Annotated in this window: 13 protein-coding genes; 7 read left to right on the top strand and 6 right to left on the bottom strand. The window is 68.2% G+C overall.

Going from position 1 to position 12,852, the window contains the following annotated elements; genetic code table 11:
• The first annotated feature begins 6 nt into the window (after positions 1 to 6).
• The 3 genes from fdhD to EV147_RS07380 are packed head-to-tail and all read left to right on the top strand — an operon-like array spanning position 7 to position 2,648.
• Positions 7 to 840 (top strand): formate dehydrogenase accessory sulfurtransferase FdhD, encoded by an 834-nt coding sequence (gene fdhD / locus EV147_RS07390; protein ID WP_130390447.1) that lies wholly within the window; start codon positions 7 to 9, stop codon positions 838 to 840.
• Between the two features lie 48 nt (positions 841 to 888).
• On the top strand, positions 889 to 2,319 hold the full coding sequence (locus EV147_RS07385; RefSeq protein ID WP_130390446.1) for an aminotransferase-like domain-containing protein: 1,431 nt from the start codon (positions 889 to 891) through the stop codon (positions 2,317 to 2,319).
• A complete protein-coding gene (locus tag EV147_RS07380) occupies positions 2,316 to 2,648 on the top strand; it encodes a helix-turn-helix domain-containing protein (RefSeq protein WP_130390445.1) in 333 nt (110 codons plus the stop codon). The genes EV147_RS07385 and EV147_RS07380 overlap by 4 nt, the downstream gene beginning before the upstream one ends.
• Before the next feature lie 7 nt (positions 2,649 to 2,655).
• Here the strand turns inward: EV147_RS07380 and EV147_RS07375 are convergent, their stop codons facing one another.
• Genes EV147_RS07375 through wrbA form a run of 3 tightly spaced genes read right to left on the bottom strand, consistent with a single transcriptional unit; the run spans position 2,656 to position 5,125 of the window.
• Positions 2,656 to 4,086 carry an FAD-binding oxidoreductase gene (locus EV147_RS07375; RefSeq protein ID WP_130390444.1) on the bottom strand — a complete coding sequence of 477 codons (1,431 nt, stop codon included), beginning with the start codon at positions 4,084 to 4,086 and terminating at the stop codon, positions 2,656 to 2,658.
• Positions 4,087 to 4,091: 5 nt separating this feature from the next.
• Positions 4,092 to 4,535 carry a DUF2069 domain-containing protein gene (locus EV147_RS07370; RefSeq protein ID WP_130390443.1) on the bottom strand — a complete coding sequence of 148 codons (444 nt, stop codon included), beginning with the start codon at positions 4,533 to 4,535 and terminating at the stop codon, positions 4,092 to 4,094.
• On the bottom strand, positions 4,532 to 5,125 hold the full coding sequence (wrbA, locus tag EV147_RS07365) for an NAD(P)H:quinone oxidoreductase (protein ID WP_130390442.1): 594 nt from the start codon (positions 5,123 to 5,125) through the stop codon (positions 4,532 to 4,534). Before wrbA ends, EV147_RS07370 begins: the two co-directional genes overlap by 4 nt.
• Positions 5,126 to 5,350: 225 nt before the next feature.
• On the opposite strand from wrbA, the gene EV147_RS07360 reads away from it, so the two are divergent.
• Complete coding sequence (locus tag EV147_RS07360; protein WP_130390441.1) at positions 5,351 to 6,706, top strand: YihY family inner membrane protein; 1,356 nt, start codon at positions 5,351 to 5,353, stop codon at positions 6,704 to 6,706.
• A 26-nt stretch (positions 6,707 to 6,732) separates the two neighbouring features.
• Here EV147_RS07360 and EV147_RS07355 read toward each other — a convergent pair whose 3' ends face one another.
• Genes EV147_RS07355 through EV147_RS07345 form a run of 3 tightly spaced genes read right to left on the bottom strand, consistent with a single transcriptional unit; the run spans position 6,733 to position 9,231 of the window.
• Positions 6,733 to 7,050, bottom strand: coding sequence for an Mpo1-like protein (locus EV147_RS07355; RefSeq protein WP_130390440.1), 318 nt, complete (start codon positions 7,048 to 7,050; stop codon positions 6,733 to 6,735).
• A 49-nt stretch (positions 7,051 to 7,099) separates the two neighbouring features.
• A complete protein-coding gene (locus tag EV147_RS07350; protein WP_130390439.1) occupies positions 7,100 to 7,924 on the bottom strand; it encodes an alpha/beta fold hydrolase in 825 nt (274 codons plus the stop codon).
• On the bottom strand, positions 7,921 to 9,231 hold the full coding sequence (locus EV147_RS07345) for an O-acetylhomoserine aminocarboxypropyltransferase (RefSeq protein ID WP_130390438.1): 1,311 nt from the start codon (positions 9,229 to 9,231) through the stop codon (positions 7,921 to 7,923). Before EV147_RS07345 ends, EV147_RS07350 begins: the two co-directional genes overlap by 4 nt.
• 230 nt (positions 9,232 to 9,461) lie before the next feature.
• Here EV147_RS07345 and EV147_RS07340 point away from each other — a divergent pair, with 230 nt between their 5' ends.
• The 3 genes from EV147_RS07340 (at position 9,462) to EV147_RS07330 (ending at position 12,844) form a co-directional block, all read left to right on the top strand.
• A complete protein-coding gene (locus EV147_RS07340; protein WP_130390437.1) occupies positions 9,462 to 9,938 on the top strand; it encodes a CBS domain-containing protein in 477 nt (158 codons plus the stop codon).
• Positions 9,939 to 10,111: 173 nt separating this feature from the next.
• On the top strand, positions 10,112 to 12,016 hold the full coding sequence (locus EV147_RS07335; RefSeq protein WP_130390436.1) for an MFS transporter: 1,905 nt from the start codon (positions 10,112 to 10,114) through the stop codon (positions 12,014 to 12,016).
• Positions 12,017 to 12,049: 33 nt separating this feature from the next.
• Entirely contained in the window at positions 12,050 to 12,844 is a 795-nt protein-coding gene (locus EV147_RS07330; protein ID WP_130390435.1) for a glutathione S-transferase family protein, read from the top strand.
• Positions 12,845 to 12,852 lie beyond the last annotated feature (8 nt).

Raw genomic sequence — 12,852 nt, 5'->3', positions numbered from 1 at the left:
GCAGGCATGGCAGAACGAGGCTACGTGGCGCGCGATATCCGGCGCCACCAGGGCGACGCCGTCGCGCTGGAAATCGACATGGTGGCCGACGAGGTGCCCGTGGCGCTGGTCTACAACGGCATCTCGCATGCCGTGATGATGGCCACGCCGCTCGATCTCGAAGCGTTCGCGGTGGGGTTCTCGCTGACCGAAGGCATTGTCGACGGCGTTGGCGAGATCTACGAGGTCGAGGTCGAGCCCGGCTGCGACGGCATCGAGGTCCGGCTGGAGATCTCCCAGCGCGCCTTCATGGCGATGAAGGCCCGGCGGCGCTCGCTGGCCGGGCGGACCGGCTGCGGCGTCTGCGGTATCGAGAGCCTGGCGTTGCTCGACCTCGTTCCCGAGCCGATGGGCGCCCCCGCGCACCGGATTTCGCCCACCCCGGCCATGATGCGCCGCGCCGCCGACGCGCTGCGTGCCCGCCAGCCGCTGATGGCGGCCACCGGCGGCGTCCATGCCGCGGCCTGGTGCGGCCCGGACGGCGAACTGCGCGCCGTGTTCGAGGACGTGGGGCGCCACAACGCGCTCGACAAGCTGATCGGCCACCTGGCCCGTGCCCGCGAGAATTTCGGCGACGGTTTCGTCTTTCTGTCGAGCCGGGCCAGCTACGAACTCGTCCGCAAGGCCGCGCGGATGCGGATCCAGATGCTGGCCACGATCTCCGCGCCAACCTCGCTGGCCATCCGCATCGCCGGCCAGGCGGGGCTGCGCCTGCTCAGTTTCTGCCGCCAGGACGGCTACGTCGAATACACTTCGGCTGATTCCGTGACCGCTACCGACGCGCCAGTGACCGCAGGCTGACCGCCTCCGGGTGCCGGCACGGCCGGACAACCCTGAAAGGCGCCCCCGTTGGCCACCCTGTACGAAAAGCTTGCCGCCGATATCGAAGCGCTGGTGCAGCAGGGCGTACTGCTGCCCGGCGAGAAGATCCCGTCCGTACGGCAGGCGGCCCAGCACCACCGGCTCAGCATCACCACCGTGATCCGGGCCTACCTGCTGCTGGAATCGCGCGGCATCCTGGAAAGCCGGCCCCAGTCGGGCTACTTCGTGCGCGCCCGGCCCGGTGAGCCGGCCATCGACCTGCAGCCCAGCCGGCCCGCCGCGCGCCCCTCGGCCGTGGATGTCAGCGCGCTCGTGCTGTCGACGCTGCGCTCGATCCGCGCCGACGATGCCATTCCGCTCGGCTCGCCGTATCCCGACCCCAAGCTCTACCCGTGGCAGCGGATCATCCAGTACGCCAATGCGATCGGCAAGCGCTACGACACCTGGAGCGTGCTCGACGACCTGCCGCCGGGCTCGCCGCAGTTGATCCGCCAGATCACGCGCCGCTATCTCGAAAACGGCTACACCGTCGACCCCAACGAGGTCATCGTCACGATCGGCGCCACCGAGGCCATCAACCTGTGTCTGCAGGCCGTGGCGCGGCCCGGCGACACCATCGCCGTGGAGTCGCCCACGTACTACGCGATGCTGCACGCCATCGAGCGGCTCGGCATGCGGGCCGTGGAAGTGGCCACCGACCCGGTGGCCGGCATCGACGTCGAGGCCCTGGCGAAATTACTCGATGAACGCCCGGTGGCCGCCTGCATGGTGATGCCGAACTTCCAGAATCCGCTGGGCTTCCAGATGTCTGACGAGCGCAAGCAGGCGCTGGTGGCGCTGCTGACCGACCGTGACATTCCCGTCATCGAGAACGATGTCTACGGCGAGCTGTACTACGGCGACGTGCATCCGACTTCGCTGAAATCCTATGACACGGCTGGCATCGTGCTGCACTGCTCGTCGTTCTCGAAGACGCTGACCAATGCGTACCGCATCGGCTGGGCGTTGCCGGGACGCTACAAGGAGAAGGTGGAGCGGCTCAAGTTCCTGAATACGCTGACCACCTCGACCATCCCCCAGCTAGCCATCGCAGAATTCTTAAAAAAAGACGGTTACGATTTCCACCTGCGTCGGGTGCGGAAGGCGTACGCACAGCAGGCCAACATCATGGCGGCGGCGGTGCGGCGGTTCTTCCCGGCCGGCACGCGGGTCTCGCGCCCCGCCGGCGGCTATGTCCTGTGGGTGGAACTGCCCGAAGAGGTGGACGCGATGTCGCTGTACCACGCCGCGCTGGAGCGGCGCATCACCGTGGCGCCCGGCCATATCTTCTCGCCGGTGCCGACCTATACCAACTGCATCCGCCTGAACTACAGCGGCGCTTGGTCCGCCGAGGTCGAGGCGGCCGTGGTCACGCTGGGCAAGCTCGTGGCGACGTTGCAGGAACGGGAGACAACATGACGGACAACACAGACCAGCAAGACGAAGCCGGCGAGGGCCTCGACCCGGTGCTGGCGGCAGTGCTCCAGACCCTCTGGGACCACGCCCGCAGCGCCGTGGGGCCGGCAGACCACGCGAAAGACCTCTCGCTGGCCCGCCTCAGCAAGCGCTCCGGCGCCCAGATGAGCGTGCTGCGGCGCATGCTGACCCAACTCGCCGAAGCCGACCTCGTGGTCACCGCCATGGAAGAGGACGGCCGCGGCACGGCCCGGCTGACCGAGGAGGGCGAGGCGCTGTGCGGGGAGTTGTTCGGCGAGGGCGAAGGGGGAGAGGCGCCGGTCCTGCATTAGCAGCCGCTCAGACCACCTTCCCCGGATTCATCAGCCCCTGCGGGTCCAGCGCGTGCTTGATGGCCCGCATCATGGTCATTTCCACCATGCTCTTGTAGCGCTGGTTTTCCTCGACCTTGAGCTGTCCGAGCCCGTGTTCGGCCGAGATCGAGCCGTGGTGGGCATGCACGCTGTTGTGGACGATCAGGTTGATGGCGTCCTGGTGCTGCAGGAAATGCTCGTGATCGACCCCGGCCGGCGGCGATACGTTGTAGTGCAGGTTCCCGTCGCCAAGGTGGCCGAAGGTGACCATGCGGGCACCGGGGTAGGCGTCCTGCAGCAGGCTGTCGGTGGTTTCGATGAAATCGGCCACGCGCGAGATTGGCACGGCGATGTCGTGCTTGATGTTCTTGCCTTCCTCGACCTGCGCCAGCGGAATGTGCTCGCGCAGGTTCCAGAAATCGCGCGACTGCTGGACGGACTCCGCCACCACGGCGTCGCTGACCACGCCGGCTTCGAAGGCGGCCTCCATCATCTTCTCGAAGATGCCCCGCGCATGCGCCTCGCTCTCGCTGTCGGACAGTTCCAGCAGCACCAGTTGCGGGTGGGGCGCGTCGAACGGGTAGCGCAGTTGCGGGAAGTGCTTCGTCACCAGTTCCAGGCACATCGCCGACATCAGCTCGAAGCCCGTCAGCATGGCGCTGGCGTGCGACTGGGCGATGGCGAGCAGCGCCAGCGCGGCGCGCGGGCTCTGCACGGCCGCCAGCGCCGTGACGCGGGCGCGCGGAGCCGGGAACAGCTTCATGACCGCCGCCGTGATGATGCCGAGCGTGCCTTCGGCGCCAATGAACAGGTCGCGCAGGTCGTAGCCGGTATTGTCCTTGCGCAGTCCGCGCAGCCCCTCCCAGACCTCGCCCCGGGCGTTGACCACTTCCAGCCCCAGGCACAGCTCCCGGGTATTGCCGTAACGCAGCACGGCGGTGCCGCCGGCATTCGTCGACAGGTTGCCGCCGATCGTGCAACTGCCTTCGGCCGCCAGCGAGAGCGGGAACAGCCGGCCGTGCTGCTGTGCCACGTCCTGCAACTGCTGCAGGATCACGCCGGCCTCGACCGTGATCGTGTTGTTGAGCGGGTCCACCTGCCGGACACGGTTCATGCGCTGCAGCGACAGCACCACCGTGTTGCGCCCGGCATCGGCGCCCACGGGCGTGGCGCCGCCGCACAGGCCGGTGTTGCCGCCCTGCGGCACCACGGCCAGCCGGTGGGCATGGCAGGCGCGCATCACGGCGGCCACTTCCTCGGTGGAGCCGGGGCGGAGCACCGCCAGGGCATCGCCGGTGTAGCGGCGGCGCCAGTCGGTCAGATACGGGGCCTTGTCCGCCGGGTCGGTCAGCACGTTCTGCGGACCGAGGGCCGCGCGGCAGAGGTCGAGGAAGGAATCGGTATGCGCAGCGGTCATGACGGTCAGCGGGAAGTAGGCGGGTTGGCGGAAGGGGCGGCGGCCTGGGCGGCGGCGCGGGCGCGGCGCTTGTAGGGGCGCAGATAGAAGACCGTGCCCACGAAGAACAGCAGCGTCAGCGCCACCTCGACCCAGCCCAGCCACGCCGAGGGCGGCCGGTCGCTCGTGGCGCGCACGATGCCTTCGGTGAAGTACAGCAGGATCAGCATCGACGACCACTGCATCGTGTAGCGGTTGCGCCGCCAGACGCCGCGCAGCACCGGCAGCAACGGCAGGAACTTCAGGATCAGCCATGACCCGCCGGGCCGCAGCGGGGCAAGGAACCACTCCCAGGCGATACACAGCGCGATCAGCGCGACCAGGCTGCACAGGCTCAGGCGCCAGAGCCCGGCGTGGTGCAGGGCGCGGTCGGTGGCGGTGGCGGATGGGGCGGTCGGCGAGGGCGTCATGCGGCGAGCTTCAGCGCGGATTCGGCCAGGCGGCGGCCCATGGCGATGGCCAGAGAGGCCTCGTGGTCGGTGACCGGGCCGTGGTTGTCCACATGGGCGTGGTGGCTCGGCCCGTACGGCGTGCCGCCGGCGGCCGTGGTCATCAGCCCCGGCTCGGAATAGGGCAGCCCGACGATCAGCATGCCGTGGTGCAGCAGCGGCAGCATCATCGACAGCAGCGTGGTTTCCTGCCCGCCGTGCAGGCTGCCGGTCGACGTGAACACGCAGGCCGGCTTGCCCGACAGCGCGCCGGACAGCCATTGGGCCACGGTGCCGTCGAGGAAGTACTTCATCGGCGCCGCCATGTTGCCGAAGCGGGTGGGGCTGCCGAGCGCCAGTCCCGCGCACTCTTCGAGATCGCGCAATTCGGCGTACGGGGCGCCCTCGGGCGGGATATCCGGCGCGGTGGCCTCGCAGACGGTGGACACAGGTGGCACGGTGCGCAGCCGGGCCTGGGCGCCGGGCACGCGGTCGATGCCGGCGGCAATCAGTTCGGCCAGCTTGCGGGTGTTGCCGTGGCGGCTGTAGTAGAGGACGAGGATGTCGGTCATCGGGGTCCGGCGGCGGGAGGGTGGCTCCGGGGTGGAAGGACAGGGGTAGACGGGGCCCGCGGCGGAATCTGCAACGGAATCTGCAACGGAATCTGCAACGAAAGGTGACGCAGGGCGCCGCGAAACAATCCGCGTATTATAGTTGTGCCCCCGCGCCGGGTGCCGTAGCCGTGGCTCCCGGCCTGTCAGATTCAGAATCGTCCCAATCCAGGAGTCCTTCCCCGCATGTCTGCCGCCGCCCGTGCCGCTGCCCGAATCGCCCGTCTGCGCAGGGAGTGGAACCTGCAGAAGGTGCGCGCGCTGGCGCGCTATGCGCTGCGCCGCGCGGGGGAAGACCGCCTGCCGCAAGTCTCGGCCAGCCTGACCTTCACCACGTTCCTGGCGGTCGTGCCGGTACTCACGGTGGCCTTTGCGCTGCTGGCGGCGTTCCCGGTGTTCCGCGACTTCCGGGGGCAGATCGAGATGTTCCTGTTCCAGAACCTGATTCCGGGCGGCAACGTCAGCGATTCGGTATCGCGCTACATCGGCCAGTTCGCCAAGAGCGCGCGCGGCCTGACCGCGCTGGGCCTGGGCGGGCTGATGGTGACGTCGGTGCTGACGATGCTGACCGTCGAAGACGCCCTCAACGCGATCTGGCGCGTCAAGCGGCGCCGGCCGCTGGCCCAGCGGGTGCTGGTGTTCTGGGCCGTGCTGACGCTGGGGCCGGTGCTGATCGGGGCAAGCCTGTCGGTCAGTTCCTACCTGTTGTCGATCTCGATGGGCTATGTCGGCAACCTGCCGTTCGGCGTGACGCTGCTGGTGAGCGTGGTGCCGGTGCTGCTGTCCGCCGTGGCCTTCGCGTTCCTCTACATGGCCGTGCCCTACGCCTACGTGGACTGGCGCGACGCGCTGACGGCCGGGGTGGTGGCCGCCGTGGCGTTCGAAATCGCCAAGCGCGTGTTCGGCTATTTCATCACCCATATCCCGACCTATACCGCCGTCTACGGCACGTTCGCGGTGCTGCCGCTGTTCCTGCTCTGGATGTACGTGAGCTGGCTGGTGACGCTGCTGGGCGCCACGATCGCCGCCAACCTGCCGGTGATCCGCGAGGGCCACTGGCGCCGCCGCACCTTTGCCGGCAGCGAGTTCTTCGACGCGCTGGGTATCCTCTATGTGCTGTATCGCGCCCGCGACGACGTGCCGCGCAGCGTCGGCGAGCTGGACCTGGGCCGCAAGCTGCGCGTGGAGGCCGACTATCTGGCCGGCCTGCTCGGCAAGCTCAAGACGCTGCACCTGGTGGGCAAGCTCCAGCAGGACCGGGGCCAGGCGCACTGGGCGCTGCTGTGCGATCCGGCCCAGGTCACGCTGCGGATGCTGCATGACCGGCTGGTGCTGAATCTGGCGCGCCTGCCGCGCACGGCGCTGGCCCAGCAGATGCAGGGCGTGGAGATCCTGCGTGGCATCCTCGACAACCCCCAGCTCGACCAGCCGCTGGAGGCCGTGTTCCGCCAGCAGACGGCCGATGCCGCCGCCAACGAGGCCGCGGCCGGCAAGGGCAGGGTGGTGGAAGTGGTGCCGCCGGGCTGGCACGGACAGGTCTGAAGGCCAGCGGCCGGGGGCGGACCGGCTCAGAACGGAATCCGGCCGCGCCAGATATCGGCGTACATGACCCAGTCGCCGGCGAAGCTGTAGAACGGGTGCCGGAACGTGGCCGGGCGGTTTTTCTCGAAGCCGAAATGGCCCACCCAGGCAAAGGCGTAGCCGGAGACCAGCCCCGCCAGCAGCCACCAGGCGTTGCCCGTGACCACCAGTGCCGCCAGGCAGCACAGCGCGATGGTCGAGCCGACGAAATGCAGGCGCCGGCAGGTGCGGTCGCGATGCTCGTTCAGGTAGAACGGGTAGAACTCGGCAAAGCTTGCAAATTCCTTCGTGGGGGCGTGGGCCATGGCAGTCTCCTGATTTTTATGGTTTCACTGCAGTGTAGTGCGCGGCCGGCTATCCGGCGCCAAGCACCTTGCGTGCGAATGCCGCCAGCGCGTCGAGCACCTCGTCCGGCTTCTCGCCCATCATCGCGTGCCCGCTGGGCACGGTGACCACGCGGGCGTCGCGCATGCGCCCGGCCAGTGCCTGGGCCGCCTTGGGCGACGTCATCATGTCCTTGCTGCCGACCACGAACAACGCCGGACACGCCACGGCCGCCGCCGCTTGCTCGCCGTGCGCGTAGCCATTGCAGGCCGAGAAATCGGTGTGGAACACGTGCGCGCCGGGGTTGCGGGCGGCAATGCGCTCCATCAGCCGCTGGCTGCCGCCGTGCATCCACGCGCCGGGGCCGGGCGACGACGGCTTGCTGGCCAGGCTGGAAATCGACCACTGGTTGACCATCGCAATGGCGTCGGGCTCGCGGTGCAGCGCGGCGTCGAGCAGCGCGTCGGACACCTTCATCGGGTACGCCGTGGCCAGCAGCCCGATGCCGCGCACCGCCGCCGGATGCCGCGCCGCGCATTCGAGCGCGATCAGCGAGCCCATGCTGTGGCCGAACACCAGCACCGGCGCCGTCACGCCAGCCGCCGCCACCAGCGCCATGACCCAGTCGGCCATGGCCTCGACGGTATCCAGCGGGGCACCGCCGCTGCGATGGTGGCCGGGCAGGTCGACCGCCAGCACCGAGAACCCGTGGTTGGCGAACCAGCGCGTCTGGAGCGCCCAGACGCTGTGGTCGTTCTGCGCGCCGTGGACGAAGACCGCGCAGGGCAGGGCGGGATCGAACGGCTTGCCGCCGGTGTAGGCATAAGCCGGCTGGCCGGAGAGTTCCAGTCTCATTTCGCCTTGCCTCCCTTTTCCATGGCCTTCTCGGCAGCCTTGAGGCCGCGCTTGAGATCGTCGATCAGGTCGTCCGGATCTTCCAGGCCCACCGACAGCCGGATCGTACCTTCGCCAATTCCGGCGGCCCTGAGCGCGGCGGCGTCCATGCGGAAATGCGTGGTCGAGGCCGGATGGATCACCAGCGAGCGCGCATCGCCCACGTTGGCCAGGTGCGAGAACAGCGCCAGGCTCTCGATGAAGCGCTGGCCTGCCTGGCGGTCCGCCCTGAGGTTGAAGCTGAACACCGCGCCGGCCCCTTTCGGGAGTAGCCGTTTCGCCAGTTCGTAGTCGGGATGCGATTCCAGTTCGGGATAGGCCACCGATTCCACCATCGGATGGCCGGCCAGGAAGTTCACCACGCGGCGCGTGTTGTCGACATGGCGGCTCATGCGCAGCGGCAGCGTCTCGATGCCCTGCAGCAGTTGCCAGGCCGCCATCGGATTGAGGCAGGCGCCGAAATCGCGCAGCCCCTCGCGCCGGGCGCGCAGCAGGAACGGCGCCACCGTGCTTTCCTCGGTGAACACCATGTTGTGGAAGCCCTCGTAGGGCTCCGACAACTCCGGAAACTTGCCCGATGCCTCGAAATCGAACGTACCGCCTTCGCTGAGCACGCCGCCGATGGTGGTGCCGTGGCCGCCCAGGAACTTGGTGGCCGAGTGGTAGAGCAGCCCCGCGCCATGGTCGAACGGGCGCAGCAGATAGGGCGTGGTGAACGTGGAATCGACCAGCAGCGGAATGCCGTGGTCCTGCCCGATCTGCGCCACCGTGGCGATGTCGAGCACGTCAAGCCCCGGGTTGCCGAGCGTCTCGCCAAACAGCAGCCGCGTTTCGGGGCGGATGGCGGCACGCCAGGCATCGATGTCGCGCGGGTTGACGAAGGTGGTCTCGATGCCGAAGCGGCGCAGCGTGTAGTGCAGCAGGTTGTGCGAGCCGCCGTACAGCGCCGTGGACGCCACGATATGCGCGCCGGCGCCCATCAGCGTGGCCACCGCCAGGTGCAGCGCGGCCTGGCCCGAGGCGGTGCCGATGGCGCCCGCGCCATTCTCCAGCGCGGCGATGCGTTCCTCGAACACGGCCACCGTGGGGTTGCTGATGCGCGAATAGACGTGGCCGGCGCGCTCCATGTTGAACAGCGACGCGGCGTGCTCGCTGTCGCGGAACACGAACGACGTGGTCAGGTGGATCGGGGTGGCGCGGGCCCCGGTGGCGGGGTCGGGCGCGGCGCCGGCGTGCAGCGCCAGCGTGTCGAATCGGGTACCGGACATTGGGCTTCTCTCGATCGATGGATTGTCTCTGCCCGGCATCCTAGCACCATGCGGCGCCCGCGCCATCGGGGGTAACTCGGCGTCCGGCGCCGCCGGCGCCGCTCCCGGGGCCGCCCTCGCTTTACTTGCGGCGCGGAATTGGGCTAGGATCGGCCATCGGGCGTCAGCCCAGGTCCTATATATATAGCCCGGTCCCACGGGCGCATCACCGAGGCAGCGGAGACACCATCATGAAAGTCAGCGACATCCTGCAGATCAAGGGCAACACGCTCTTCACCGTCACGCCGGATACCCCGCTGCTGGAGGCCATCCAGACGATGGCCGGCCACGACATCGGCTCGCTGGTGGTCATGGAGTACGGCGACCTGGTCGGCATGCTGACCTTCCGCGAGATCATCGAGACCATGGCGGCCAACCAGGGCACGCTTGGTACCCACAGCATCCGCAAGGTCATGGACGATGCGCCGCTGACCTGCACCCCCGAAACCGACGTCAACGAGGTGCGCCGCATGATGCTGGAGCGCCACACCCGCTACCTGCCGGTACTGGAGAAGCGCACGCTGATGGGCGTGATCTCGTTCTACGACGTGGCCAAGGCCGTGGTGGAGGAGCAAAGCTTCGAGAACCGCATGCTCAAGGCGTATATCCGTGACTGGCCCGAGGAGACCGGCGAGCGCGGCGCCGAGCCGCAGAACCGCGCCGGCTGAGCCGGCTTCGGCTCCGGCACCCCCTCCAGGCGGCCCTGTCAACGGGCCGCCTCGTATTTCTACTAATTGGTTCCGATTGAGAATCGTCCCATAGCCGGCACCGCCGGCTGCTGGCATGATGGCGGCGAACTGATCCCCCCGTGGGTCACCGGGGCCAATTTCCGTTTGCATCCATGAGCCAAGAAAGCCAGTTTCGCCTGCTGGGCCTGCGCCGTTTTGCCCCGTTCTTCTGGACCCAGTTCCTGGGGGCCATGAACGACAACGTCTTCAAGGTCGCCTTCACCTCGCTGGTGACCTACCACGCGGCGCTGTTCGAGGGTGTCGACCCCCATAGCGCGGCCTTCCTGATCTCGGCCATCTTCATCGCGCCGTTCGTGCTGTTTTCCGCCACCAGCGGCCAGATTGCCGACAAGATCGAGAAAGCGAAGCTGATCCGGCTGGTCAAGACGCTGGAAATCGTCATCATGCTGTTCGGGCTGGCTGGCTTCTACCTGCACAGCGCGCCGCTGCTGTACCTGGGCACGTTCCTGATGGGGCTCCATTCCACGGTTTTCGGACCGGTCAAATTCTCCTACCTGCCGCAGCATCTGGACCAGACCGAACTGGTGGGCGGCAACGGGCTCGTGGAAATGGGCACGTTCGTGGCCATCCTGCTCGGCACGCTGCTGGGCGGCGAAATGGCGGGCCTGACGCGCGGCGACGGTACCGTGGTGGGGCCGTTCTACGTGGGGGTCGCCTGCGTGCTGATCGCCGTGGCGGGGCGCGTGGTGTCGCAGGGGGTGCCGCTGTCGCCGGCGCCGCAGCCCGACCTGCGCATCAACTGGAACCCGTTCACCGAAACCTGGCGCAACCTGAAGCTGGCGCGCGAGCGCCGCGTGGTGTTCCTGAGCCTGCTTGGCATTTCGTGGCTCTGGTTCCTTGGCGCCACGTTCCTGACCTCGTTCTTCAGCTACGCCAAGGACGTGCTCGGCGGCGACCAGAACGTGGTCACGCTGCTGCTGGCGGTGTTCTCGGTCGGGATCGGCATCGGGTCGCTGCTGTGCGAGCGGCTGTCGGGGCGCCATGTGGAGATCGGCCTCGTGCCGTTCGGCTCGATCGGGATGACCGTGTTCGCGGTGGATCTCTATTTCGCCTCGCAGGGGCAGGCCGCCGGCGCCGCGCTGAGCGGGGTGGGCGGCTTCCTGGCCGAGCCGGGGCATTGGCGCGTGCTGGCCGACCTGTTCTTCCTGGCGATGTTTGGCGGCTTCTACAGCGTGCCGCTCTACGCGCTGATCCAGAGCCGCTCGGCGCCCACGCACCGCGCCCGGATCATCGCGGCCAACAATATCCTGAACAGCTTCTTCATGATTGCCGCCTCGCTGCTGGGCGTGTTCATGACGCAGGCGGGTTACTCGATCCCGCAGTTGTTCCTGGTGGTCGGGCTGCTCAACGCCGTGGTGGCCATCTATATCTATACGCTGGTGCCCGAGTTCCTGCTGCGCTTCATCGCCTGGCTGCTCGTGCATACGATCTACCGGCTGCGCCGCATCAACGCCGAACGCATCCCGGAGGAGGGCGCGGCCGTGCTGGTCTGCAACCACGTGAGCTTTGCCGATGCGGTGGTGCTGATGGCGGCGAGCCCGCGGCCGGTGCGCTTCGTGATGGATCACAATATCTTCAAGGTGCCGGGCCTGTCATGGTTCTTCCGCCAGGCCAAGGCGATTCCGATTGCCCCGGCGCGCGAGCATCCGGAAATGCTGGCGCGGGCCTATGACGCCGTGGCGGCGGCGCTGGCCGAGGGCGAACTGGTCTGCATCTTCCCCGAGGGCAAGATCACGGCCACCGGCGACCTCAATCCGTTCAAGAGCGGCGTGCACCAGATCATCCAGCGCACGCCGGTGCCCGTGGTGCCGATGGCGCTGCGCGGGCTGTGGGGCAGCTTCTTCTCGCGCAAGGGCGCGCCCGCGATGACGCGGCCGTTCCGGCGGGGCATCCTGAGCCGGCTCGAACTGGTGGTCGGCGAACCGGTGCCGCCCGAAGCGGCCACGCCGGAAAGCCTGCAGCAGATGGTGCTCGCCCTGCGCGGCGACTGGAAGTAAGCGGACAACCCTCGGAAAGATCGGAAAAACGCCATGATCACGCTCTACACCTTCGGCCCGGCGTTCGGGCTGCCCGATGCCAGCCCGTTCGTCATGAAGGCCGAGATGCTGCTCAAGCTCGCCGGCCTGCCATACCAGGCGAAGCGGGGCGACGTGCGCCGCGCGCCCAAGGGCAAGCTGCCCTACCTCGACGACATGGGCCGGCTCGTGGCGGATTCCACGCTGATCCGCTGGCATCTGGAAAAGACGTACCACATCGATTTCGACGAGGGCCTGACGCCGGCGGAGCGTGGCACGGCGTGGGCGGTGGAGAAACTGCTCGAAGACAATCTGTACTGGGCCGTGGCGCGGGTGCGCTGGCTGGAAGGCGACAACTTCGAGCGCGGCCCCGCCCAGTTCTTCAACATCGTGCCGAAGCCGGCGCGCGGGCTGGTCAAGGCGCTGGTGCGGCGCAAGGTGCGCCAGATGCTGTGGGCGCAGGGGCTGGGGCGCCATAGCGAAGCCGACATGACGGCCATCGCGGTGCACGGGATCAAGGCCGTGGCGGACGTGCTCGGCGACAAGCCCTATCTGATGGGCGACCGGCCATGCGGCGCGGACGCCACATTGTTCGCATTTGGCGCCAGCCTCCAGTCACCGGTCTTCGAGACGCCGATCCGCGCGGCAGCGGAGTCGCATGCCAGGCTGCAGGCGTATCTGGCGCGGATGCGCAGCCAGTTCTATCCCGGCTTCGAGGGCAGCGGCGTGTTTGCGGCCGGGTTTGGCGGGGCAGCGGCGCCGCAGGCGGCCGTGCCGCCCTTGGCCGTCGCCAATGGCCGTACAATGTAGGCCGTCCC

The sequence above is a fragment of the Cupriavidus agavae genome (assembly GCF_004217045.1).
GTDB lineage: Bacteria > Pseudomonadota > Gammaproteobacteria > Burkholderiales > Burkholderiaceae > Cupriavidus > Cupriavidus agavae.
The sequence above is the reverse complement of the archived record's forward strand: the minus strand, read 5'-3'. Positions and strand labels throughout refer to the sequence as shown.